23 protein-coding genes and 1 other RNA gene are annotated in these 23,969 nt (G+C 38.7%); 22 read left to right on the top strand and 2 right to left on the bottom strand.

What is annotated here, in order from left to right:
• The first annotated feature begins 446 nt into the window (after positions 1-446).
• The 13 genes from LQE94_RS06465 (at position 447) to LQE94_RS06405 (ending at position 12,470) form a co-directional block, all read left to right on the top strand.
• Positions 447-1,112 (top strand): F0F1 ATP synthase subunit A, encoded by a 666-nt coding sequence (locus LQE94_RS06465; RefSeq protein ID WP_240577325.1) that lies wholly within the window; start codon positions 447-449, stop codon positions 1,110-1,112.
• Between the two features lie 81 nt (positions 1,113-1,193).
• Positions 1,194-1,418, top strand: coding sequence for an ATP synthase F0 subunit C (gene atpE / locus LQE94_RS06460; RefSeq protein ID WP_022075251.1), 225 nt, complete (start codon positions 1,194-1,196; stop codon positions 1,416-1,418).
• A gap of 46 nt (positions 1,419-1,464) precedes the next feature.
• A complete protein-coding gene (gene atpF, locus LQE94_RS06455; protein ID WP_022075252.1) occupies positions 1,465-1,968 on the top strand; it encodes a F0F1 ATP synthase subunit B in 504 nt (167 codons plus the stop codon).
• Positions 1,946-2,482, top strand: coding sequence for an ATP synthase F1 subunit delta (gene atpH / locus LQE94_RS06450; RefSeq protein WP_022075253.1), 537 nt, complete (start codon positions 1,946-1,948; stop codon positions 2,480-2,482). Before atpF ends, atpH begins: the two co-directional genes overlap by 23 nt.
• A gap of 5 nt (positions 2,483-2,487) precedes the next feature.
• Positions 2,488-3,996: a F0F1 ATP synthase subunit alpha gene (gene atpA / locus LQE94_RS06445; protein ID WP_022075254.1), complete on the top strand. Its 1,509-nt coding sequence runs from the start codon at positions 2,488-2,490 to the stop codon at positions 3,994-3,996.
• A 1-nt stretch (position 3,997) separates the two neighbouring features.
• Positions 3,998-4,894: an ATP synthase F1 subunit gamma gene (gene atpG / locus LQE94_RS06440; protein WP_022075255.1), complete on the top strand. Its 897-nt coding sequence runs from the start codon at positions 3,998-4,000 to the stop codon at positions 4,892-4,894.
• Between the two features lie 9 nt (positions 4,895-4,903).
• Positions 4,904-6,304: a F0F1 ATP synthase subunit beta gene (gene atpD, locus LQE94_RS06435; RefSeq protein ID WP_022075256.1), complete on the top strand. Its 1,401-nt coding sequence runs from the start codon at positions 4,904-4,906 to the stop codon at positions 6,302-6,304.
• A 12-nt stretch (positions 6,305-6,316) separates the two neighbouring features.
• Positions 6,317-6,736 carry an ATP synthase F1 subunit epsilon gene (atpC, locus tag LQE94_RS06430; protein ID WP_240577281.1) on the top strand — a complete coding sequence of 140 codons (420 nt, stop codon included), beginning with the start codon at positions 6,317-6,319 and terminating at the stop codon, positions 6,734-6,736.
• Positions 6,737-6,929: 193 nt separating this feature from the next.
• Positions 6,930-8,546 (top strand): bifunctional diguanylate cyclase/phosphodiesterase, encoded by a 1,617-nt coding sequence (locus LQE94_RS06425; RefSeq protein WP_240577280.1) that lies wholly within the window; start codon positions 6,930-6,932, stop codon positions 8,544-8,546.
• Between the two features lie 32 nt (positions 8,547-8,578).
• On the top strand, positions 8,579-9,409 hold the full coding sequence (locus tag LQE94_RS06420) for a D-alanyl-D-alanine carboxypeptidase family protein (protein WP_240577279.1): 831 nt from the start codon (positions 8,579-8,581) through the stop codon (positions 9,407-9,409).
• A gap of 226 nt (positions 9,410-9,635) precedes the next feature.
• Complete coding sequence (locus tag LQE94_RS06415) at positions 9,636-9,974, top strand: P-II family nitrogen regulator (protein WP_022075260.1); 339 nt, start codon at positions 9,636-9,638, stop codon at positions 9,972-9,974.
• 161 nt (positions 9,975-10,135) lie between these two features.
• On the top strand, positions 10,136-11,386 hold the full coding sequence (locus LQE94_RS06410) for an ammonium transporter (protein ID WP_240577278.1): 1,251 nt from the start codon (positions 10,136-10,138) through the stop codon (positions 11,384-11,386).
• Between the two features lie 214 nt (positions 11,387-11,600).
• A complete protein-coding gene (locus LQE94_RS06405) occupies positions 11,601-12,470 on the top strand; it encodes a hypothetical protein (protein ID WP_240577277.1) in 870 nt (289 codons plus the stop codon).
• A gap of 73 nt (positions 12,471-12,543) precedes the next feature.
• Here LQE94_RS06405 and LQE94_RS06400 read toward each other — a convergent pair whose 3' ends face one another.
• Positions 12,544-13,332, bottom strand: a complete 789-nt coding sequence (locus tag LQE94_RS06400) for a DUF6128 domain-containing protein (RefSeq protein ID WP_240577276.1) — start codon at positions 13,330-13,332, stop codon at positions 12,544-12,546.
• 102 nt (positions 13,333-13,434) lie between these two features.
• Here LQE94_RS06400 and tadA point away from each other — a divergent pair, with 102 nt between their 5' ends.
• Positions 13,435-13,968: a tRNA adenosine(34) deaminase TadA gene (gene tadA / locus LQE94_RS06395; RefSeq protein WP_330638896.1), complete on the top strand. Its 534-nt coding sequence runs from the start codon at positions 13,435-13,437 to the stop codon at positions 13,966-13,968.
• 90 nt (positions 13,969-14,058) lie between these two features.
• On the opposite strand, the gene ffs is transcribed toward tadA, so the two are convergent.
• An RNA gene (ffs, locus tag LQE94_RS06390) (signal recognition particle sRNA large type) lies at positions 14,059-14,322 on the bottom strand.
• Between the two features lie 146 nt (positions 14,323-14,468).
• On the opposite strand from ffs, the gene LQE94_RS06385 reads away from it, so the two are divergent.
• The 8 genes from LQE94_RS06385 to LQE94_RS06350 all read left to right on the top strand — a co-directional run bounded on the left by LQE94_RS06385 (position 14,469) and on the right by LQE94_RS06350 (position 23,964).
• Positions 14,469-16,217 (top strand): B12-binding domain-containing radical SAM protein, encoded by a 1,749-nt coding sequence (locus LQE94_RS06385; RefSeq protein ID WP_022075265.1) that lies wholly within the window; start codon positions 14,469-14,471, stop codon positions 16,215-16,217.
• A gap of 264 nt (positions 16,218-16,481) precedes the next feature.
• Positions 16,482-17,993, top strand: a complete 1,512-nt coding sequence (locus LQE94_RS06380; RefSeq protein ID WP_240577275.1) for a VanW family protein — start codon at positions 16,482-16,484, stop codon at positions 17,991-17,993.
• Between the two features lie 45 nt (positions 17,994-18,038).
• Entirely contained in the window at positions 18,039-19,094 is a 1,056-nt protein-coding gene (locus tag LQE94_RS06375; RefSeq protein WP_240577274.1) for an AIR synthase-related protein, read from the top strand.
• Positions 19,066-19,566, top strand: coding sequence for an Lrp/AsnC family transcriptional regulator (locus LQE94_RS06370; protein WP_022075269.1), 501 nt, complete (start codon positions 19,066-19,068; stop codon positions 19,564-19,566). Before LQE94_RS06375 ends, LQE94_RS06370 begins: the two co-directional genes overlap by 29 nt.
• Positions 19,566-20,741 (top strand): aminotransferase class I/II-fold pyridoxal phosphate-dependent enzyme, encoded by a 1,176-nt coding sequence (locus LQE94_RS06365; RefSeq protein WP_118724511.1) that lies wholly within the window; start codon positions 19,566-19,568, stop codon positions 20,739-20,741. The genes LQE94_RS06370 and LQE94_RS06365 overlap by 1 nt, the downstream gene beginning before the upstream one ends.
• Positions 20,742-20,778: 37 nt before the next feature.
• Positions 20,779-21,276, top strand: a complete 498-nt coding sequence (locus tag LQE94_RS06360; protein ID WP_022075270.1) for a tRNA (cytidine(34)-2'-O)-methyltransferase — start codon at positions 20,779-20,781, stop codon at positions 21,274-21,276.
• 290 nt (positions 21,277-21,566) lie between these two features.
• Complete coding sequence (locus LQE94_RS06355; RefSeq protein ID WP_118724512.1) at positions 21,567-21,878, top strand: ATPase; 312 nt, start codon at positions 21,567-21,569, stop codon at positions 21,876-21,878.
• A 73-nt stretch (positions 21,879-21,951) separates the two neighbouring features.
• Positions 21,952-23,964: a V-type ATP synthase subunit I gene (locus tag LQE94_RS06350; protein ID WP_240577273.1), complete on the top strand. Its 2,013-nt coding sequence runs from the start codon at positions 21,952-21,954 to the stop codon at positions 23,962-23,964.
• Positions 23,965-23,969: the final 5 nt, after the last annotated feature.

Genomic DNA, 23,969 nt, shown 5'->3' with positions numbered 1-23,969 from the left:
TGAAATATATATGAATAAAGAAAGCAGTGTGCAAATTTCACAAAAATTCACATTTTTTCGTGGTAAATAGAATAAATACGTGACGACAAATTTGGGAATGTGTTTCCGTACAAAAAAAATGGAAGAAAAAATGCATGAAAAAGAGAAATAAATCAATAAAAATAAAAGGAATTTTGAATAAAAATTCCATGAAAAAATGATAAAAAGTAGAAGTAAAAACAGCAATAACAAAAGATTGACAAAAGAATTTTGTGGGAGTATATTTACAATAGCTTTTGAGAGATACAATCTTAAAAGATGCGATAAGGCAAAAGTTCTTCTGTGAAAGAAGTTCTTTTTTTGTACCTAAAATGAGGAGTTTCTTCTTATTAAATGGAACCTTATCGTAAATAACAATTTGATAAAGAAAGGGAGGGAGCGATACGGGCAATTTGACAGACAGGTTGCTGGAAGAACTGCAGTGTGAGACGGTCATAAAGATTCCATTCTTGAATGGGTTGCTGGATATTAAGGAATCGATAGTCGTCACATGGATTATCATGGCAGTGATAGTCGCCTTGTGTATCATCTTTGTGAGAAATCTAAAAGTTGAGAATCCGGGGAAAGGGCAGTTGTTATTAGAATCCGCTATTAGCACGGGTCAGAACTTCTTCGAAGATGTCATGGGTAAGGAAAACAGAAAATATATTCCATACTTATTGACTGTTCTGATTTATATTGGAATTTCAAACATTATAGGTCTTTTTGGGTTTAAGCCGCCGACAAAAGATTTGAATGTTACAGCAGCCATAGCAATTATGAGTATGATTCTTATTGAGTATTCAGGAATTCATAAAAATGGAGTGAAGCATTGGGTGAAGCATTTTGCTGAACCAGTACCATTTGTAGCACCGATTATGATTTTGGAAATTGTAATCAGACCGCTGTCGCTTTGTATGCGATTATTTGGTAATGTGTTGGGAGCATTTGTTATTATGGAACTTTTGAAGACAGTAGTTCCGGTTTTGGCTCCTATCCCATTTAGTTTTTATTTTGATATATTCGATGGATTATTACAGGCTTATGTATTTGTGTTCCTGACAGCATTGTTTATGAATGAAGAACAGGAATAACTTATTAGATTCACAGAGAGTTGTGCAAAGAATAATAAAATTACAATCATTTGGTGAAAAAAGAAAAAGGAGATTAGAATTATGGGAACAATTATTGCAATTGGAGCAGGTATCGCAGTATTAGCAGGTTTAGGAGCAGGAGTTGGTATTGGTATTGCAACAGCAAAAGCTGTTGATGCTATCGCAAGACAGCCGGAAGCAGAAAGCAAAATCAGTAAGAACTTAATCCTTGGTTGTGCACTTGCAGAGGCAACTGCTATTTATGGTTTCATTATTGGTCTGTTAATTATCTTAATGCTGAAATAAGAAGTTGTTTAGCAAGACGAGTAAAGAAGAAAGGCAGGTGTAAAAGGTGATACAGTTTAATGCAAGCCTTATCTATACCATTATAAACCTTGTGATTTTTTATCTTTTACTGAAAAAGTTCTTATTTAAACCGGTTATGGGCATTATGGAAAAACGTGAAAAAATGATTGCTGATGGACTTCAGAATGCAACAGATACACAGAATGAAGCAAAGCAGTTAAAGGCAGATTATGAGAAAGCCCTGAGCGGAGCAAAAGAACAATCCAGCCAGATTGTTGATAAAGCACATGCAGAAGCTAAGAAAGAATACAATCGTATTTTATCAGAGGCAAATGAAAAAGCAGGAATTATGCTGGAAAATGCGAAGAAGACAATCGAGGTTGAACGTCAGCAGACAATGAATACATTGCAGTCAGAAATTGCGGGACTTGCAATGCAGGCAGCTAAGAAGATTGTTGATGAAAAGACAGAGAATCAAGGAAACAAAGGAATTTATGATCAGTTTCTGGAAGGAGTAGGTGAAGCTCATGGAAACACAGACATCGATTAAACGGATGTACCGCTCATCAATGTCAGGACATTATGCGCGAGTGTTGTATGAGCTTAACGTTCCAAAAACAGATATAGAGAAAACAAAAGAAACATTTGCAGAAGTACCACAGTTGAGAGAAGTATTTATCAATCCAACGATTTCTGCAAAAATAAAAATGAGCGTCATCGATCAGGTGTTTCCGGAGAGTATGAAGAATTTCCTGAAAGTCGTATGTAAAAATCAGCGTGTCAATCTGATTAATGAGATATTTGATGCGTATGATGAATATTGCGATGAACAGGCTCATATTCTGACGGCAGTATTGACCTGTGTAGAGCCTCCAAGTGAGGAACAGCTCGATAAGATGAAGGTATTCCTTTGTGACAAATATCAGAAAGCAGATGTGAAGATTCAAATTGTAGAAGATACGTCTCTTCTTGGTGGATTTATTCTTCATGTTGAAAATGATGAGTATGACTGGAGTCTGAAAGGAAGACTGACACGATTAGAACAAAAATTGACCTGGAGGTGAACAAGGTGAGTTCAATCAATTCAGAAGAAATCATTTCTATTCTGAAAAATGAAATAGAGAATTTTGATCAGATCAGTAAGGACAGCGAAGTCGGTACTGTAATTACAGTCGGTGACGGAATCGCAACCATTTACGGGATTGATCACGCCATGTACGGGGAAATTCTTACCTTTGAAAATGGTCTGAAGGGAATGGTTCAGGATATCCAGAAAGATGCTATCGGATGTATCTTGTTTGGCCATGACACAGAGATCAAAGAAGGAACAAAAGTTGCTCGAACAGGGAAAAAGGCCGGTGTTCCGGTCGGAGATAAATTTATCGGACGAGTTGTCAATGCACTCGGCGAGCCAATTGACGGAGCAGGTGAGATTGAAGCAGATGGTTATCGCCCAATCGAAAATGAAGCACCTGGTATTATTGACCGTAAATCGGTAAGTGTACCAATGGAGACAGGTATTCTGTCAATCGATTCTATGTTCCCGATTGGACGTGGACAGCGTGAGTTGATCATTGGAGACCGTCAGACTGGTAAAACTTCAATTGCTACCGATACAATTTTGAACCAGAAGGGAAAAGATGTAATCTGTATCTATGTTGCAATTGGTCAGAAAGCATCTACAGTTGCTAAGGTAGTAAATACATTTAAAGAAGCAGGTGCGATGGATTACACAATCGTTGTTGCTTCAACAGCGAGTGATTGTGCACCACTTCAATATATTTCTCCATATGCAGGAACTGCTATGGCTGAATATTATATGCACAAAGGAAAAGATGTATTAATCATATACGATGATCTTTCAAAACATGCCGTTGCTTACCGTGCATTATCATTGTTACTTGGACGTTCGCCTGGACGTGAAGCATATCCTGGAGACGTATTTTATCTGCATTCAAGACTGTTGGAGCGTTCCAGCCGTTTGAGTGATGCACTTGGCGGAGGTTCTATTACAGCACTTCCAATTATTGAAACACAGGCTGGTGATGTGTCTGCATACATCCCTACAAACGTAATTTCTATTACAGACGGACAGATTTTCCTTGAAAGTGATTTGTTTGCATCTGGTATGCGTCCGGCGGTTAACGTTGGTTTGTCTGTATCCCGTGTAGGTGGAGATGCACAGACAAAAGCAATGAAGAAGGCAGCAGGAAGTCTTCGTATCGATCTTGCCCAGTATCGTGAGATGGAAGTATTTACGCAGTTCAGTTCAGATTTGGATGCTGCAACAAAAGAACAGCTGGAATATGGTAGCGGTTTGATGGAACTTTTGAAGCAGCCATTAGGAGCACCGATGGGATTGGCAGAAAAAGTTATTACATTATGTACTGCAAGAAATAAAGTGATGCTTGGAGTTGAAAAAGCAAAAATTAAAGAATTCCAGCACGATATGTTGCAGTATTTTGCAACAGAACATCCTGAAATCGGCAAAGAAATTGAAGAGACAAAGGTATTGTCCGATGAACTGGCAGAGAAGATTGTAGAGACTGCAAAGGAATTTAAGAAGAGCAGGTGTTAAGATGGCAAATATCAGAGAAATACAGACTCGTATTAATAGTGTAAAAGACACGATGAAGATTACAAATGCCATGTATATGATTTCTTCGACAAAGATGCGTCAGGCAAAGAAAAAACTGGCTGACACAGAGCCGTATTTCTATGGCTTGCAGGGAGAAATTTCACGAATTCTCCGACATGTACCGGAGATGGAGAAGCAACGGTTTTTTGATCTTCGAGAAGAGATTCCGCCAGAGAAGCGTAAGATCGCATCAATCGTAGTAACTGCGGATAAAGGTCTGGCAGGAGCCTACAATCACAATGTGGTGAAGGCAGAAGAAGAGATACTTGCAGGTCCGGGAGAGCACAAATTATTTGTTGTAGGTGAGTTGGGAAGACATTATTTTGCTAAAAGTGGAGTAAAGATTGACACAAATTTCCAGTACACTGTACAGAAACCAACGATGCACCGGGCAAGAGATATTGCCGCAACTCTTCTTGAACAGTTTGAAAATGGAGAGCTGGACGAAGTATATATTGTATATACACGAATGGAAAATTCAATTCAGTCTGAAGTGGAGAAGGTTCGTCTGCTTCCGCTGGAGAGAAGCTCATTCAACGAGATGAAGATGCCGCTTAACGTGTATCGTGAAGCGATTGCATTGTATCCATCTGCACAGGCAGTGATGGACATTATTATACCAAACTATATTGTAGGTATGATTTATGGTTGTCTGGTTGAGGCATATGCAAGTGAGCATAATGCTCGAATGACTGCGATGCAGACAGCAACAGACAGTGCACAGGATATTATCAGAGAACTTTCTATTGAATATAACAGAGCCAGACAGGCTGCAATCACTCAGGAAATTACTGAGGTCTGCAGTGGCGCAAATGCGCAGAAGCGGAAAAGGAAGTGAGAATAGCATATGAATAAAGGACGAATTGTACAGGTTATGGGACCTGTCGTTGACGTATTATTTGAAGATGGAAATCTTCCTAGCATCAAAGATGCTTTGGAGGTAGAAAATAATGGTAAAGTCTGCGTTATGGAAGTTGCACAGCATCTTGGAAACAATGAAGTGCGCTGCCTGATGCTGGCTGCAAGTGAAGGACTTCATAAAGATATGGAAGTAACTGCAACAGGAGCAGGTATCCGCGTTCCTGTTGGAGATCAGACACTTGGACGTTTGTTCAATGTGCTTGGTGAAACGATTGATAACGGAGACAAAATCGAAGACGATGCTCAGAAATGGGTTATCCATCGCGATCCTCCGACATTTGAAGAACAGAGTCCGGTTGTAGAGATTCTGGAAACTGGTATTAAAGTTATTGACCTTCTTGCTCCATATGCAAAAGGTGGTAAGATTGGTCTGTTCGGTGGTGCCGGTGTAGGTAAGACTGTATTGATTCAGGAATTGATCCATAACGTTGCAACAGAGCATGGTGGATATTCTATTTTTACCGGTGTAGGAGAGCGTTCTCGTGAAGGTAATGACCTTTGGACAGAGATGAAAGCTTCAGGAGTTCTGGAGAAGACAGCATTGGTATTTGGTCAGATGAACGAGCCACCTGGAGCACGTATGCGTGTGGCAGAGACAGGACTGACAATGGCTGAATATTTCAGAGATGAGGAACATCAGAATGTGCTGTTATTCATCGATAACATTTTCCGTTTTACACAGGCTGGTTCAGAGGTATCCGCATTGCTTGGACGTATGCCTTCAGCCGTAGGTTATCAGCCTACACTTGCAACAGAAATGGGTGAGTTACAGGAACGTATTGCATCTACAAAGAATGGATCAATTACATCTGTACAGGCAGTATATGTACCTGCAGATGATTTGACTGACCCGGCTCCTGCAACAACATTTGCCCATTTGGATGCAACAACTGTACTTTCACGTAAAGTTGTAGAACAGGGAATTTATCCGGCGGTAGATCCACTGGAATCAAGTTCACGTATTTTGGAAGCGGATATTGTAGGTGAGGAGCATTATAGAATTGCCAATCAGGTAAAAGCAATTTTGCAGAAATATAAAGAGTTGCAGGATATCATCGCAATTCTTGGTATGGAAGAGCTTTCTGATGAAGATAAGGCAACAGTTATGCGTGCAAGAAAGATTCAGAAATTCTTGTCACAGCCATTCTCCGTTGCAGAAACATTTACAGGAATTCATGGAAAATATGTGCCTTTGAATGAGACAATCCGTGGATTTAAAGCTATTATTGATGGAGATATGGATCAATATCCGGAAAATGCATTCTTTAATGTCGGAACAATTGACGATGTTATTGAGAAAGCGAAGACAATGAGCTCAGAAGAGTAAAGGAGTGCGCATATGGAAACATTTGGTCTGAAAATAATTGCAAGTGACCGTGTGTTTTACGAAGGACGATGCAGGCAAATCGTTGTACCGGCGTATGATGGCGGTACAATAGGAATTTTGCCAAACCATGAGAATATGGTGATTGCAGTAGATGTCGGAGTTGCCTGCATGGAAATTGAGCCGGGGGACTGGCGTGAGGTAGCTGTCGGAAGTGGTTTTATGGAGATTGTTAATAACCGTGTAACCGTGCTTGTGCAGACAGCAGAGCGTCCGGAAGAGATTGATATCCGTCATGCACAGGAACAAAAAGAACGTGCACAGGAGCAGCTGCGTCAGAAACAGAGTATTCAGGAATACTATCATACGCAGGCTTCTCTTGCCAGGGCGATGAACCGTTTGAAAGTATCACATGGAAAGCATTGGAATGTGTAAATATTGTGGATAATCATAAAAGAACTGTACAAAAAGACTTTTTATGTCGGAATTGTATGGTTCTTTTTTTGTTGTTAAAAATATTTGTAAAAAAAGTAACAGAAATGTAACACATAGGAGTGCGTAGTGTTGCTTTTTTCACATTATTATACTAAAATATACTTTAGCTGAATTGATATTAGGGAGAATTACAATGAGTGAAAAAGATAAATTACGTTCGATGGTAGAGCTGATGAATGATGCTTTGAGAACAGTACGTGATTACTATGATTCAGAATATGCATATTACATTGAACGGGATGATGAAGAAATTACAATGGTCTACGAGTGGTGTGCGGAGAATATTCCGTGGCAGAGAGACCGAATCAAAATGTTATCCCCAGATCAGTTTCCAAAATGGCTGAGAGAGGAAGTTACAGATACCACAGAAGACAGCTACAGTGTATTTTATCCGATGGGTGATAATCAGAAGGCAATACTGGCAGTTGTGAATGTTCACAGAGGAGGGTGCGATCTTTCTTTATTGCGTTCGCTGCTTCCGTATATTTCACAGACAACAGTTTTACAGAAATTACAAAGACAGCAGGAATATTTAAGTTACCATGATGACCTGACAGGCTTGCTGAACAGGAATAGCTTTGTGGGATATCTTTCAGAAGTGAATCAAGAAGCGTTAAAATCTTTGGGTGCGGTTTCTGTCGATGTAAATGGCCTGAAGAATTTTAATAAAGAGTTTGGAAGGGAATATGGAGACGAGGTTGTTATCCGAGTAGGAGAAGTACTGGAAGAGTTTTTTAAAGGATTTATGGTTTATCGTATGACAGGAGACGAATACCTGATTCTTGCGGAGAATATTTCATATGAAGGATTCATGAATCGTATCCACAGCAGCAGAGACAAATTAGACAATATCAGTCTAGGACTGGTTACGATGGGATATGCCTGGGAAAAACTGGATATCAATATAGATAATCTTGTTATGGATGCAGGGAATATGATGCGTAAAGAAAAACGTAAATATTATAAAAATCTGAAAAAAGGTCATCATGAACCGATTATTAAGCAGGATTTGTTAGATGATATTGAGCAGGGTAATTTTATTGTATGTTTAAAACCAGTGCTGGAGGCGGAATCAGAAGAGGTTGTCGGAGCCGAAGCAGTTGTGAGATATCATCACAAAGATTTGGGAATTGTGGATCCGGGGCGTTACCTGACACTTTTGGAGGAAACAAAGCTTTCGCATTATCTGGATTTGTATGTGTTTGAAGAAGTGTGTAAGACACTTCGCAGATGGGAGAATGAAGATCGGATGATGTTGCCGATTTCTGTCAATTTCTCAGGAGCCACTTTGCGATATGAGAGTGTTGGAGATAAGATCCTGAAGATAATTGAAAAATATCATGTGTCAAGCGAGTATTTGCAAGTGGAAGTATCGGAAACAAATCAGGAGATGAATCCAGAGATGCTTGCTGAGACAAGTAATAAAATTCGAAAAGCGAATGTGAGAGTCCTTTTGGATGATTTCGGGGCAAAAGATTCAAGTTTTTCTATTTTGTCTATTATGGAGTTTGATGGTCTAAAACTAGATAAAGGAATTACTTCTAATATTGTAGGAAACAGTAAAAGCAGAATAGTGGCAAAAGCAGTGATTGATATTTGCCGTCGACTGGGTGCATCTGTTTATGCCTGCGGAGTAGAAACACAGGATCAGTTGAATGTAATGCAAGAATTGGGATGCGATTATGTTCAGGGAAATTTATTTAATAAAGCAATTACAATTGAGACATTTGAAGTGCGATATATGCAGTAGATGTAAAAAAGTAAGATGGGAGATATAAACAGATGAAGAAAAAAGCGATGAAATATCGTCTGATTAAAATACTTTGCGTTGGAATCATCTTTGGAGCATTGATAGGAATGCTTCTTATGGGATTGAGTGGAAGAGCAAGAATCAAAGAAGTAAGAGAAGAATGTAAAACTACAGAGGATAAGCTGAAAAAAGAAAATGAACAGTTGCAGGCAGAAGCTGAAAAGGCTAAGGTGCAGCCGTCATCAGAGGCAATCGCGAAGGAAAATGCGGAAAAATTAGCTTCAAACGATGATGACTGGAGTCTTGTTCTGATTAATAGCGAGAGCCCGCTGGATACATCTTATGCACCGAGTCTGACAAAAATAACAGATGATTATTCTGTGGACAGTCGTATTGCGGATGATACAAAGAAGATGTTTCAGGATGCAGCGGATGCAGGGCTGAGTTTAAATATTATATCTGCATATCGTGACTATGAGACACAAAGAGGCGTGTTTAATGATACAATGCTAAACTGGATTTATCAGGGAAAAACACCACTAGACGCCTATGATGAAACAAAACAGTCTGTAGCAGTGCCGGGGACAAGTGAACATGCTACCGGATTGGCAATGGATATTACATCATCAACTTATCAGGAGTTAGATGATGAACAAGAAAATACAGATGAAGCAAAGTGGCTGAAAGCAAACTGTGCAAATTATGGTTATATTTTGCGCTATCCTACTAATAAGTCAGATGTAACAGGAATTGTTTATGAACCATGGCATTTCCGTTATGTCGGTAAAACAGCGGCAAAAGAAATTATGAAACAGGGTATTACGCTTGAAGAATATTTGGAACAGCAAAAAGACGGAAAATAATCTGGAAATTTAAATGAAATTCATGAATAGTCACAAAAGTATAAAAAAATTGAATATTTAATTGACATTCTGACAGAGGTGAGTATAATAAGACTCAACAAAAACAAAGGCGTTTTTCCATTACGGAAAAGCGCCTCTTTTGTTTTGTAGTTGTCATGCATGCGACCCTGTTTAACGAGAAAAAATTGCGAAAGCAATTTTTCGATAATAGAAGGAGGTTGAGAATATGAAGAAACTTGAAATTGTAATTCAGCCAGAAAAATTAGAGGATTTGAAGGGGATCCTGGATGATTGTCAGGCAAATGGTCTTATGATAACAAATATCATGGGATATGGTAATCAGAAGGGACATAAAAAGATTTATCGAGGTGCAGAATATAGTGTGAATCTTTTACCAAAAGTAAAAGTAGAGACAATTGTTGAACCAGATACAGCAGAAAAAATTATTAAAAGAGTTGTAGATGAAATTCAGACCGGTACTTATGGAGATGGAAAAATCTTTGTATACGAAGTACAGGATGCAGTTCGAATCCGAACAGGAGAACGTGGATCGAATGCATTATAATTCGGTGCAAACCATGAAAATAAAAAAAGATATAGATTGTTATCAAAGAGGATAGTTGTAAGATACATAAAAATGTTCTTACAGGTGTCCTCTTTCTTTTGAAATATTGAATGAGATAGTTAAAAGACAGTCTCTAAAGAAATGAGAAGGAGGATGTAGATATGGGATTGACAGATTTAATTGCAGGCGGAATGGATAGCATAGACGCAACAGCATTATTGATAAATGTTATGTGGACAATGTTAGGAGCTATATTGGTTTATTTCATGCAGGCAGGATTTGCTATGTGTGAGGCAGGTTTTACAAGAGCAAAAAATACAGGAAATATTTTGATGAAGAATATGATGGACTTTGTACTTGGAAGTATTTTCTTCTTTATATTTGGCTTTGCTTTGATGCATGGTACAGATTGGAATGGTATTGTAGGAATCAAAGGATTTTTTGATCCGACATCACTGGCAGATGCAGATGGGATGATCAATGGACTTCCGGCAGGCGTGTTTATTATTTTCCACACAGTATTTTGTGCAACAGCAGCAACCATTGTTTCAGGATCTATGGCTGAGAGAACAAAATTTGCAGCATACCTGGCATACAGTGCAGCAATCAGTATTTTTATTTATCCGATTACAGGACACTGGATCTGGGGCGGAGGCTGGTTATCAGAACTCGGATTCCATGATTTTGCAGGATCTACAGCAGTACATATGGTAGGTGGTATCTGTGCTTTGGTAGGAGCTAAAATCCTTGGACCTCGTATTGGAAAATATAACAAAGAAGGAAAAGTAAGAGCTATTCCTGGTCACAATCTTGCAATTGCAGCGTTGGGAGTATTTATTTTATGGTTCTGCTGGTTTGGATTTAACTGTGGATCTACAACAGCAGCAACAACGAACTTAGGTGACATTGCAATGACAACAAACCTTGCAGCCGCAGCCGCTACATTGATGGCATTGATCGTAACATGGGTTCGTTATGGAAAACCTGATGTTTCAATGACATTTAATGGTTCTCTGGCAGGTTTGGTAGCAATTACAGCAGGTTGTGATGCAGTAAGTAACTGGTCAGCAATCATCATCGGAGCAATAGCAGGTGTATTGGTTGTATTTTCAGTAGAGTTCTTTGATAAGGTGGCAAAAATTGATGATCCGGTCGGAGCAATCAGTGTACATGGTGTATGTGGTGCGACAGGAACAATTTTAACAGGTGTATTTTCACCGGATTACACATTTGGAACTCAGTTGCTTGGTGTTGCAGCAACAGCAGCATACGTATTTGTATTAGCAATCATTATTTTTACAATTATTGATAAAACAATCGGTTTGAGAGTATCTAAAGAAGAAGAAATTGATGGTTTGGATGTTCATGAGCATGGATGTTCAGCTTATGCAGATTTTAACTTTAGAATTTAATATAAAAGATTCTGCTGTTGTGCAGAGCGTCTGTGAAAGACAGCAGAAAAATCTATCTTCTTTCTAAAAGGAACAGGAATTACTTGTAAATGACAGCGAGTAATTCGGTTCCTTTTTTAATATAGTAGAAAAGAAATTTTTTAGGGAGGGGTTCTGCATTGACGATGGAATGTGCTTTTGTTAGAATAAGGGGTAGATGTAAGGAGGGTTTCTTATGGGAGATTTAACGTTTGGCGAACAAGTTAAAATTATGTTAAGCAGAAAAAACATGACGATCAAACAATTGGCTGAGATGATCGAGGAACGAACTGGGAAAGCAATGTCACGTCAGAATCTGACCCAGCGTTTGAGTAGAGATAACTTTCAGGAACAAGACATGAGATTGATTGCAGCTATTTTGGGGTGTCCGTTTAAGTTGAGTATATTTCCAGAGGAGCTGGAAATAGAGGAAACCGCGTCAGAGGAACTTGCAGTTCAATATGCAAACAATGCAGGACTGAAAAATAAAGATGCAGAAGAAATGACAGTTGAAGAACCGGAATCAGAAGAACCAGAATCAGAAACAGAGGAAGCGGAAGAATTAGAAACAGAGGAAGCAGAATTTGAAGAAGTAGATGATGATTCGGAAGAAGAAATTTTACTTGAAGATGAAGAGCCTTGGGATGAATCAGAGGAATTGACTCTGGAGGATGCGGAGGAGATACCGCAGGACGAAACAGAAAATTATGATGATCACAAGACAACTATCTGGAAGCCACAGATTGTGCAGAGTGCATATGAGAGGGCGAGATTTACTTCGGAATGGGAGAAGGCAACGATTGAGCCGGAGGAAGAACCTAAACGCTTTGTGAAGAGAAACGAAATTGAAGAAGATTTGACGATAGGAGAATTGAATCCATATACAGGACACGAGTATTTATCAAATAGTGTGAGAATGCATCCGAATAAGATCGGATATGTGCAGGTATATGATCGTGCGAAGCATCGTTGGGATGATATGACAGAATGGGCATATCTTGGATACCAGGAGCGGATGAAATCAGAGCTTGGCAAAGATTATGAACCACCAATTTATTTAGACTAAGATGAAATGGGGAGCTACAATAAACGGATATGCTCCCCATTTATAATGCAAAGAAATTTTAGAAAAATATTTTCTAATAAATGTAATGACACCAGTATCCAAAATTTTCCTGTGTATTACATTCATCAGGAGAAAGTTCTAATTGATCGTTGTAGGCGTTGATAAATTCCGGAAAACCAAAAATTTCTGCGGCCCGGGCTTCTCGAATATCATATACTCCTGGCACTCCGAGCTGATAATGACCATTTTCTTCGATAAGGAGAAGATGATGATAATTATGATATCCATGCAGAAGAAAACTGTTGTTTGCAAGATTCCAACATTTTTTAGGAAGAATTTTCAAATCTGAATGATGGATTTTCTGTATGGTTTTAGAAGGAGATAATAAGTTTGTTGTATCACTGGCTTCGAATAAATTATCATTATCGTTGTATTCGGAAGCTGAAAGATCTGGAGCTGGATCAGGAGTTTCGGATTGCACAGTTGTTGAAAAAATTTCATTGATATCCAGATGAAAATGAGATTCTGTAGCGGTAAGAAAACTTTCATCAGGCAGTGGAATTAAAAAACCATGCAGATTCTCCATGGATGAAATTGAATTGATGGCAGAATCCGGTAGTGTAAGTTGAGCAGAAATGATATGAGAATTGCATGGAAGCTCACTTATTTTTTTGGAAATGTTATGCTCTTGTTCGGTTAAAATAGCACAGAGTGGGACAAGGTGCTGATTCGTGACGGGAATATTTCTGGCTTGAATCTGAAGAAGCCAGCAATCTGGCTTCTTTGTGAGTTTTAAAAATCCGGTGTTGCGCATACAGTGATTATTTTTATATTCATAAAGATAATAAATACCTGGATTCATAGAGTACCTCCAATAGATTAATAAAATAAGAATTGAGGAAATGCTGTTCAAAACCTCTAAGATAATGTATTCTTGTAATAATAAGAAAAGAACTGAAAATACATGAAAGGATTAGAAATATTCATGGATGAGATGAACCAAAAGTTGGATGAAAAATATATGAGAGAGGCGATTCGGCAGGCGAAGAAGGCTTATGCGCTGGAGGAGGTTCCGATAGGATGTGTGATCGTGTACGAAGGAAAGATTATTGGACGAGGTTATAATCGAAGAACAACAGACAAAAATCCATTGGCACATGCGGAGATTGCTGCGATAAAAAAAGCGAGTAAAAAAATAAATGACTGGCGATTGGAAGAGTGTACATTATATGTTACCTTGGAACCTTGTCAGATGTGTGCGGGCGCGATTGTACAGGCGCGGACAAAGCGGGTTGTTGTCGGGTGTATGAATCCAAAGGCCGGGTGTGCAGGCTCTATTTTAAATCTGCTTGATATGCAGGAATTTAATCATCAGGTTGAGCTTACGACAGGTGTACTGGGTGAAGAATGCAGTGCGATGATGAAACAGTTTTTTAAAGAACTCAGGGAGAAGCAGAAGAAAATAAAATACGAAAAAACGCTGAAAAAAGAGGATTAGATAAGAGAGTATAGAACAATCAGTTAAATATAGAAAAAATAAAAGACACTGTGAGGATTCTCCTTTTCAGTGTCTTGAATTTCTTATTTTACGTGCATTACGCTTCGAATACATCTCCACAAACGTTACCTTGGTAGTTGACTCGATCCAGGCACCCTCACAACACCCGGAAGGTCCTGCTTAGTGCTGCTTCGTTCCCGACCTGACACGGTTCACAGGTTCCCGTCGTGTGAGACCCGGATTTTCAACGCCACTTTCCAAGGGCAGCTTTGCAAATCAGCACCCTCTGCGTAATATCACCCCTGCTATAGCGGATTGCAGGTACAAGGTACCGCTAACACCCCGGCTGCACGAGTCTTAAGTTTACATGGTTTTTAAGAAAAAGTCAAGATGCCTAAGAAGAATAATTGAAAATAGAGGGGGAAGCGTTTATAATGAAATGAAAAAAGTATCGGGTTATTTAATATAAAAGTGACATATTAGAAAAAGGGAGCATATAGATGAATATTTTATTGACTGCAATCAATGCAAAATACATTCACTCCAATTTAGCAGTATACAGTCTGAGAGCTTATGCGGCAGGAAAATGTGAGAAATATAAAGAAGAGATAGGAATTGCGGAATATACGATCAACCAGCCATTGGATCAGATATTGATGGATCTGTATAAAAGAAAACCGGAAGTGCTTTGCTTTTCCTGCTATTTGTGGAACATTGAATATGTAGAACAACTGGTCGCAGAACTAGGGAAGATTATGCCACAGACAGATATCTGGCTTGGTGGACCTGAGGTTTCATATCATGCGTCTCATATGTTGGAACAATTTCCACAGGTATATGGCATTATGCGAGGAGAAGGAGAAGAGACATTTTTAGAATTGGCAGAGTTTTATTACAACAACAGTGGGAAAAGTCTGGAACAATGTGAAAAAGTCCAACGATTGAAAGAAATCGTGGGGATAACTTTCCGAGATGGAGAAGAAATCATAGAAACTGCAGATCGAAGTGTGATGGATTTAAGTAAAGTGCCATTTGTATATGAAGATTTAGATGTTTTTAAGAATAAGATCATATATTATGAATCAAGCAGGGGATGCCCGTTTTCATGTAGTTATTGTCTCTCTTCTATTGATAAATGTCTTCGTTTTAGAGACTTAGAGCTGGTAAAAAAAGAATTACAGTTTTTTATAGATCATGAGATTCCGCAGGTGAAGTTTGTAGACCGTACATTCAATTGTAAACATTCACATTCTATGGAAATCTGGTCTTATATAAAAGAACATGATAAAGGGAAAACAAATTTTCATTTTGAGGTGGCAGCAGATTTATTAAATGAAGAAGAATTAAATTTAATCAGCACTATGCGACCTGGATTGATCCAATTGGAAATTGGTGTGCAGTCAACAAATGAACAGACGATTAAGGAAATTCATCGTACAATGAAATTTTCGCAGGTGACAGAAGTGGTGAATCGTGTGCATGCTGCGAAAAATATTCATCAGCATTTAGATTTGATCGCGGGTCTTCCTTTTGAAGATTACAATAGTTTCCATAAGTCATTCTGTGACGTATATGCATTGAGACCGGAACAGCTGCAGCTTGGCTTTCTTAAAGTTTTAAAAGGCTCATACATGGAAGAAAAAACAAAAGACTATGAGTTGTTGTATCAGAACAGACCGCCGTATGAAGTGCTGTCGACAAAATGGCTTCCATATTCGGATGTGATTCGCCTCAAAGGACTGGAAGAGATGGTAGAGGTGTATTATAACAGCAGACAATTTGAACATACTATGGAATTGCTTGAACAAGTCTTTGGAGATGCGTTTGTGATGTTTGAAGAAATGAGTAACTATTATGAAGAACATGGATATTACGGGGTGAATCACAATCGTGTCGCACGATATGAAATATTATATGCGTTTATAAAAGAAGTGGCATTAGTACAATACGAGACTTTATTAACAGAAGAGCAATTTCGTCAGACGTTAGTTATGGATTTATATCTGAGGGAAAATATGAAAAATCGTCCGGCATTTGCAGGTGATTCTTTAGTAAGTAAAGAGGTGGAGCGGACATTTTACGATACAGAGGCAGAAGAACATCAATATTTGAAAGGGTATGAAAAGTATGATAAACGTCAGCTGCGTAAGATGACACATTTGGAAAATATAGATGGACATTTGATTTTGTTTGATTATCAAAACCGCAATCCGCTCACAAATCAGGCCACAACATATGAGGTTATATAAGGGTTGCAGGTCACGTTACTGTTCACAGGTACTGTGAATGATAACTATATAGGTTCTTGCAAAAAATGAGCAAAAAGTATAGAATAAAACCAATTCAAAATAAGAAATAAAAAAAGGGGTATCGAAATGAATTTTTATGATAAAAAATTTAAGAAAACAGTGTCTATTGTTATTCTTGTAATAATATTAGCAATGGTTGCAACGATGATAATTCCATATCTTATGTAAAGGATATGGATGCCAGATAAGACCAAGGGGTATAAGATGCAGCAGAAAAAAAGAAAGAGAAGAAGCAGAAGAATTCGAAGACTCCAGAGAGATATTTATTTGTTGGGTATAGTGTTGCTCTTAATATTAATCATTATGGGGGTGGTACAGCTCGTTACGAAAAGCTATATACATCGTCATGATGATGGGAAAATATTATCAGGGATTACAGTTGGAGGAGTCGATGTGTCCGGGCAGACCAAAGATGAGGCTGTTCAGACAGTGCAGGGTGTTATAAGCCAGGAAAATAATGTGACCTTTACATTCAAAGTGACGGATGACAGAGCATTTGATGTCGAAGCAAATGCATTAGGACTTCAAGTGAGTAAGCTGGAAGATTCTGTACAACAGGCAGTGGACTATGGCAGAAGAGGAAATGCATTAAAAGCATATAAAATTATGAAAAATGCAAAACGTGGAAAATTGACACATGATATTCCACTGCAATATAAAATAGATGAAAATACAGCAAAAAAAGCGTTGGAAACAGCTGCGGTATCAGCTCTTAATGAGCCACAGAATGCCTGTGTGACACAGGATGCATTAGGAAATGTAAGCATCGAGAAGGAAAAAAGCGGAGAAGTTCTGAATACAAATAAAACAATCGAGAATATAAAGAAGCTTTTAAAAGCTTGGGATGGAAAAAATGCTACGATTCAAGCGAAGATAGATGAAGATAAGGCAAAAGTTACAGCAGAGGAATTGAAAGATGCGACGGATTTATTGGGAAGTTCTACAACTTATTATGATGTGAATGACAGTGGGCGAGCACAAAACGTAGAAAGCGGAGCAAAACACCTGAATGATATTTTGTTGCAGCCTGGTGAAGAGCAGTCGGCAGATGAAGCAATGAGGCCATATACAGAAGAGAATGGATATGCAAAAGCAGCTTCTTTTTCCGGGAATACGGTAGAACAGACAATGGGTGGAGGAATCTGCCAGGTGTCTACGACATTGTATCAGGCATTGCTTTATGCAGAACTTGATATTGTAGAAAGACATCAACATTCTATGCTTGTATCTTATGCAGAGCCGTCTATGGATGCGGCAATAGCAGATGATGTGATGGATCTGGTATTTAAGAATAATCAGGAATATCCTGTTTATATTGAAGCAATTGTTGGCGGGGGTAGCTTAACGTTTAATATATATGGAAAAGAAACAAGAGATCCGAACAGAACAGTTACTTATGTCAGCGAGACACTTTCAAGTGAACAGGCAACAGGAACAAATTATGTTGCATCAGATGACCCAATCGGATATATCAATTATGTGAGTGCAGCACATCCGAAGATTTCTGCACAGCTGTGGAAGGTTGTGACAGAGAATGGGACAGAGGCGAGCAGAGAAGTTGTGAATCATAGTGAGTATGTATCGTCGCCGGAGACCTATTCTGTGGGAACAGCATCAGATGATGCCAATGCTACAGCTAAAATGCAACAAGCGATTGGAACACAGGATTTAGCAACAATCAATGCAGCAATTCAGGAAATTATTTATGGTTATTGATCAGGAGTGCAAAGAACATAGAAGTCCGGATGATCAAGGAGTAGTATGAAAGTAGGAAAACTATCACAAACTGCATGGAATCGTGCAGTGATGAAACAATTATATAAAAAGCAAGAACAAAATTTATTGAAGATATCAGCGGCAGAAAGTTGCAGTGCCTATGCTGTAGATGATGAACAAGTGCTTATAAAATCGGCGGCATCCACATCAGGTGATACAAAAAAACTAGGGAATTATTCTTTGGTAGCAGCAATCAATCAGTTAGCATCCAGAGGGGCAAAACCTATAGACGTGCAGATTTTTATTTTGATCTCGGAGCGTATCGGAGAGCAAAAGGTGGCAGGCATGGTACAAGAAATGGAAGAAATGTGTACCATGATGAATATTGCAATTTCAAATGTTCAGGTAGAGGTGAATCCGGCAGTGGCACAGGCAATTGTGCGTGTGGAGACAATGGGATTTGCTGAAAAAAGGATGCTTAGAAATATCGAGAATATCAAGCCGGAACAAGACATTGTCATGTGTGGTTTTGTGGGGTTAGAAGGTACGCTGCGTATTTTGGACGAGCAGGAAAAAGAGCTAAAAGGAAGATTTGTTCCGGCATTTTTACGTCAGACCAAAGAACTAGAGTCACAGATGCTCAAGCTTCAGCTATTGGAGAATGTTGAAAAAGAAGTGAAAGAGGAAAATATTATTTTATCCGCTGTGCAGCATGTAGGAAGCGGTGGGCTCTTTGCAACTTTATGGGATACAGCTGAGGTGGCAGGACTTGGGTTGCAGATTGATATGCAGAAGATACAAATCCGACAGGAAACCGTAGAAATTTGTGAATATTATCATTTGAATCCATATAAGATGACATCAACAGGAAGTCTTCTGTTTTTCACAGATCAAGGCGAAAAGCTGATCGAGATTTTAGAAAAGAACGGCGCACGAGCCGTTAGGCTTGGGAGTACCACCGCAGAGAATGCGAGGGTGATCACAAGCGGAAGTGAAATCAGATACCTGGATCGGCCAACATCGGATGAACTGATGTTATGGAGAAAACAGAAATTAGAGGAAGGTAAAAATTATGGATACAAAACAGAAATTAAGAAATGAAATTTTGAGAAATTTAGAGAAAAACAGCCGGATTGATCTTGGAGAACTTGCAGTTCTTATGGGTATGGAAGAAGCAGAGATTGCAAATGAAGTGGCAGAAATGGAAAAAGAAAAAATCATTTGCGGATATCATACAATGATCAATTGGGATAAAACCGGGGTGGAAAAAGTGACAGCGTTGATTGAAGTGCGTGTTACACCACAGAGAAATCAGGGATTCGACCGTATTGCGGAACGTATTTACAATTATCCGGAAGTGAATGCGGTATATTTGATTTCCGGTGCATATGATCTTCTTGTTACATTGGAAGGAAAAACATTGCAGGAAGTATCATTGTTTGTATCAGAGAAGCTTTCTCCGATTGAACCGGTTATTGGAACAGCAACTCATTTTATTTTGAAAAAATACAAAGACCATGGTACGATCATGTTGCCTAAGAAAGGGTCTGACAGAATGGTGGTGACACCATAATGAGAAATCCATTATCAAAAAAGATTGTATCAGTACAGCCATCAGGAATCCGAAGATTCTTTGATGTGGCAAATGAAATGGAAGATGTCATTTCCCTTGGTGTTGGAGAACCGGATTTCGACACTCCATGGAGAATACGTGAAGAAGGAATTTTTTCTCTGGAAAAGGGAAGAACATTTTATACATCTAATGCAGGATTGATGGAGCTTCGTACAGAAATCTGCAAATATCTTGAACGTACGATCCATGTCAATTATGATCCGAAAAAAGAAACACTGATCACTGTCGGAGGAAGTGAGGCTATTGATTTGGCGCTTCGTTGTATGCTTGATCCGGGAGAAGAAGTATTGCTTCCGCAGCCTAGTTATGTATCTTATCTGCCATGTACAATTATGGCGGATGGGGTTCCGGTAATCGTAGAATTAAAGCATGAAAATGAGTTTAAACTGACAGTAGATGATCTGAAAGATAAAGTGACAGAAAAGACAAAGATTCTGGTCATGCCATTTCCAAATAATCCGACAGGGTCAATTATGACAAAAGAGGATTTGGAGCCAATAGCAAAGTTTGTGGAAGAACATGATCTGTTTGTTATTTCAGATGAAATTTATTCGGAATTGAGTTACAAAGGTGACCATGTTTCTATCGCTAGTTTGCCTGGAATGAGAGAGCGAACAATTGTGATCAATGGATTTTCAAAAGGGTTTGCGATGACAGGATGGCGTCTTGGATATTGCTGTGGTCCGCAGGTGATTTTGAAGCAGATGATCAAATTACATCAATTTGCAATTATGTGTGCACCTACAAACAGTCAGTATGCAGCGATTGAAGGATTGCGTCACTGTGGAGATCAAGTAATAGAAATGCGAAAAGCATATAATCAAAGAAGACGATTTTTGATGCACGAATTCAAACGTATGGGATTGGAGTGCTTTGAACCATTTGGTGCATTCTATGTATTTCCAAGTATCAAAGAGTTCAATATGACATCGGAAGAGTTCGCAACTCGTCTGTTATACGAAGAAAAAGTGGCGGTTGTTCCGGGAACAGCATTTGGAGACTGTGGAGAAGGTTTCCTGAGAATATCTTATGCATATTCTTTGGAAGATTTAAAGGCTGCATTGGAAAGACTGGAGCATTTTATTGAAAAATTACGTGCAGAACAAAATAAATAATTATTTTGCTTAGAAAAAACTGTAGTGGAGAAAAAATATGTTAAATATTGTATTATTGGAGCCTGAGATTCCGGCGAATACAGGAAATATCGGACGTACTTGTGTTGCAACAAATACAAGACTGCATTTGATCGAACCATTAGGATTCCGTCTTGATGAGAAAGCATTGCGTCGTGCAGGAATGGATTATTGGAAAGATCTTGATGTTACAACTTATATTGATTATCAGGATTTTCTTGATAAAAATCCGGGAGCAAAGATTTACATGGCAACGACAAAAGCTGAAAAAGTATATACTGATGTAGCATATGAAGAAGACTGTTATATTATGTTCGGGAAGGAAAGCGCAGGTATCCCGGAGGAGATTCTTGTTGAAAATCAGGAGAACTGTGTGAGAATTCCAATGGTAGGAGAGATTCGTTCTTTGAATCTTGGAAATTCAGTTGCAATTATGTTATATGAGGCATTGAGACAAAATCAGTTTGCAGGGATGAATTTGGAAGGACATCTTCATCGTTTGGAATGGAATAAATAAAAGAAAAAGAGAGAAAAATCCTTTTTAGCGGATACGATGTATTGGCTAAAAAGGATTTTTTTCTATTTTAAAAATCTAAAAATTTTTTAGATAAGGTGGAATAAATATGGAATAAAAAGAGCATAATAAATAAAAGTTGTGCATATTTTACTAAATTGTTTCTATTATTGACAAAAAATAAACAATTTATTCACAAAAAAGTTTGAAAAAATCTAAAAGATTTATAGATTTTATACAAAAGATGTGCTAGGATGAGAATATGTACCTTAGGGAAAGGCGGTGACTAGAATATGGTAGAAGAAACCATTCAGGTAATCCGGGAGACAGAAGCAAAAGCAGATGCAATAACAAGAGATGCTGAAGTCAAAGGCAATCAGATCGTGGACGATGCAGAAAAACAGGCGAAACAACGGAAAGAAGAACAGTTAGCTGTAATGGAAGAGAAGATGCAGAAAGCCATGACAGATGCAAGAGAAGAAGGAGAACGGGTACAAGCAGAGACGCTGTCAAAGATTGAGAAAGAAGTTGTAGCGTTAAAAGAACTTGCTTCCGTAAAGGAAGAGGAAGCAGTCAGCCTCGTAATAGCACAATTGGTATCATAAGTTGCGTGTTGCGGGAAGGTAAAAAGGATTACAGTTTGCAGGTAAACTGTAATGAAAAAGGAGGGATTGTGTTATGGCGGTATTGCAGATGCAGCGAATGAGTATCTGCGCGTTGAAGAAGGACCGAAAAGCGATTCTGGAAAAGATTCAGAGCATGGGAGTTATGGAGATTAACCATGTGTTGGACGAAGACGAAGATTTCCGCCGGATGGACACTGCAAATGCCAGAAGCAGTTTTGAAAAAGCTGCTAATTCTGCTGACAGAGCTTTGGAGATATTGAATGAATATGCTCCGGTAAAAACATCGATGCTGTCATCTTTAGAAGGCAAGAAGCTGGTTGATGCAAAAGTACATGAAGAAGTGATTCGAAAGCGAGAGGAACTGCTTAAAGTGGTGAGTAAGATTCAGGCATTGGATAAGGAAAAAGCAGAGAATAAAGCAGAGATCCTTAAGTTGGAGAATCGGATTGAGAGCCTTGTCCCATGGCTGAGTCTGGATATCCCGATGAATGCGACAGGAACAAAGAAAACTTCTGTGATTTTAGGAAGTATTCCGGGACTGGCTGATATTTCTGGAATTTACGAGATTTTGGCAGATGCAGCGCCGGAAGTTGAGGCGGCAGATGCTTATGTGATTTCATCCGGACAGGATATGACTTGTATTGCAGTTATCTGTTTAAAACAAGAAGAACAGAGTATAGAAGAAGCACTTCGAAGTCGAGGATTTTCAAGAATAGCGCAGAGCAGCGCAAAGACTCCGGCAGGGGAAACGGAGGAGTTAAAGCAGGCAATTAAAGAAAAAGAGAATCGGATTTCACAAATCGAGCAGGAAGTGATCAGGCTCGCAGAACAAAGAGAAGAGATTTATCTGCTTGCAGATTATTATCGTGTACGAGCGGAAAAGTACGAAGTATTAGGAGAGATACCACAATCGGCAAATACTTTTGTGCTGAGCGGTTATGTTCCTCATCGGGATGTAGAAAAGGTGAAACGGGTTCTGGAAAGCAAATATGACTGCGCAATCGATGTAGAGGAGTTAAAAGAAGAGGAAGAACCGCCGGTACTTTTGAAAAATAATAAATTTTCAGCAAGTGCGGAAGGAGTTTTAGAATCTTTCGGACTTCCGAAAAAAGGTGAGATTGATCCGACAGCGATTATGTCAGTATTTTATGTATTTTTATTTGGATTGATGTTATCAGATGCAGCATATGGAGCAATTGTTTCTATTGCCTGTGGTGTATTGATTTTAAAATTCCCGCGTATGTCAGAGGGAATGAAGAAGTCGATTCAGTTATTTTTCTGGTGCGGATTATCAACATTATTCTGGGGAATCATGTTTGGCGGATATTTCGGAGACGTGATCAACGTTGTATCCAGAACATTTTTCGGACATGAAGTGGGAATCAAAGCATTATGGTTTGTTCCACTCAATAATCCAATGAAATTGTTGATTTATTCTATGGTATTTGGATTGATCCATTTATTTACAGGATTAGGGATTAAAGGATACATGTGTATCAGAGATAAAAAATATGTAGATTTCTTATGTGACGTAGTATTGTGGTATGTTTTCTTAATCGGATTGATTTTGTTATTAATTCCGACAGATATTTTTGCATCTATTGCACAGGTTCAGATTACATTTCCGCCGGTTGTCAATGCAATTGCAAAATGGGCGTCCATCCTCGGAGCGGTGGGTATTGTGTTGATGTCAGGCAGAGCAAATAAAAATTTTGGACTTCGTATCGCATTAGGAGCATATGATCTGTACAATGTGACAGGATGGTTAAGCGACGTGTTATCTTATTCAAGACTTCTGGCACTGGGACTTGCAACAGGTGTTATTGCCCAGGTTGTAAACCAGATGGGAAGTATGGGAGGAAAAAGCGTATTTGGAGTGATCCTGTTTGTGATCGTATTTATTATCGGACACGTATTTAATATTGCGATCAACTTACTTGGCGCGTATGTGCACACAAATCGTTTACAGTATGTAGAATTTTTCGGAAAATTCTATGAAGGTGGAGGAAGAGCATTCCATCCATTTAGAGAAAATACAAAGTATGCGGATGTTAAGGAGGAATAAAAAGT

The organism is Mediterraneibacter sp. NSJ-151, from assembly GCF_022487435.1.
In the GTDB taxonomy this organism is placed as follows: Bacteria; Bacillota; Clostridia; order Lachnospirales; family Lachnospiraceae; genus Schaedlerella; species Schaedlerella hominis.
The sequence above is the reverse complement of the archived record's forward strand: the minus strand, read 5'-3'. Positions and strand labels throughout refer to the sequence as shown.

What these genes read in the sequence shown, in the direction of transcription:
- LQE94_RS06405 (WP_240577277.1), top strand. Translation starts at nt 11,601, where the DNA reads ATGGGAGATTTAACGTTTGGCGAACAAGTTAAAATTATGTTAAGCAGA.
- LQE94_RS06360 (WP_022075270.1), top strand. Translation starts at nt 20,779, where the DNA reads ATGTTAAATATTGTATTATTGGAGCCTGAGATTCCGGCGAATACAGGA.
- LQE94_RS06425 (WP_240577280.1), top strand. Translation starts at nt 6,930, where the DNA reads ATGAGTGAAAAAGATAAATTACGTTCGATGGTAGAGCTGATGAATGAT.
- atpE (WP_022075251.1), top strand. Translation starts at nt 1,194, where the DNA reads ATGGGAACAATTATTGCAATTGGAGCAGGTATCGCAGTATTAGCAGGT.
- LQE94_RS06385 (WP_022075265.1), top strand. Translation starts at nt 14,469, where the DNA reads ATGAATATTTTATTGACTGCAATCAATGCAAAATACATTCACTCCAAT.
- LQE94_RS06350 (WP_240577273.1), top strand. Translation starts at nt 21,952, where the DNA reads ATGGCGGTATTGCAGATGCAGCGAATGAGTATCTGCGCGTTGAAGAAG.
- LQE94_RS06375 (WP_240577274.1), top strand. Translation starts at nt 18,039, where the DNA reads ATGAAAGTAGGAAAACTATCACAAACTGCATGGAATCGTGCAGTGATG.
- LQE94_RS06415 (WP_022075260.1), top strand. Translation starts at nt 9,636, where the DNA reads ATGAAGAAACTTGAAATTGTAATTCAGCCAGAAAAATTAGAGGATTTG.
- LQE94_RS06355 (WP_118724512.1), top strand. Translation starts at nt 21,567, where the DNA reads ATGGTAGAAGAAACCATTCAGGTAATCCGGGAGACAGAAGCAAAAGCA.
- atpH (WP_022075253.1), top strand. Translation starts at nt 1,946, where the DNA reads ATGGAAACACAGACATCGATTAAACGGATGTACCGCTCATCAATGTCA.
- LQE94_RS06370 (WP_022075269.1), top strand. Translation starts at nt 19,066, where the DNA reads ATGGATACAAAACAGAAATTAAGAAATGAAATTTTGAGAAATTTAGAG.
- LQE94_RS06410 (WP_240577278.1), top strand. Translation starts at nt 10,136, where the DNA reads ATGGGATTGACAGATTTAATTGCAGGCGGAATGGATAGCATAGACGCA.
- atpG (WP_022075255.1), top strand. Translation starts at nt 3,998, where the DNA reads ATGGCAAATATCAGAGAAATACAGACTCGTATTAATAGTGTAAAAGAC.
- tadA (WP_330638896.1), top strand. Translation starts at nt 13,435, where the DNA reads ATGAAAGGATTAGAAATATTCATGGATGAGATGAACCAAAAGTTGGAT.
- atpC (WP_240577281.1), top strand. Translation starts at nt 6,317, where the DNA reads ATGGAAACATTTGGTCTGAAAATAATTGCAAGTGACCGTGTGTTTTAC.
- atpD (WP_022075256.1), top strand. Translation starts at nt 4,904, where the DNA reads ATGAATAAAGGACGAATTGTACAGGTTATGGGACCTGTCGTTGACGTA.
- LQE94_RS06365 (WP_118724511.1), top strand. Translation starts at nt 19,566, where the DNA reads ATGAGAAATCCATTATCAAAAAAGATTGTATCAGTACAGCCATCAGGA.
- LQE94_RS06400 (WP_240577276.1), bottom strand. Translation starts at nt 13,332, where the DNA reads ATGAATCCAGGTATTTATTATCTTTATGAATATAAAAATAATCACTGT.
- LQE94_RS06420 (WP_240577279.1), top strand. Translation starts at nt 8,579, where the DNA reads ATGAAGAAAAAAGCGATGAAATATCGTCTGATTAAAATACTTTGCGTT.
- LQE94_RS06380 (WP_240577275.1), top strand. Translation starts at nt 16,482, where the DNA reads ATGCAGCAGAAAAAAAGAAAGAGAAGAAGCAGAAGAATTCGAAGACTC.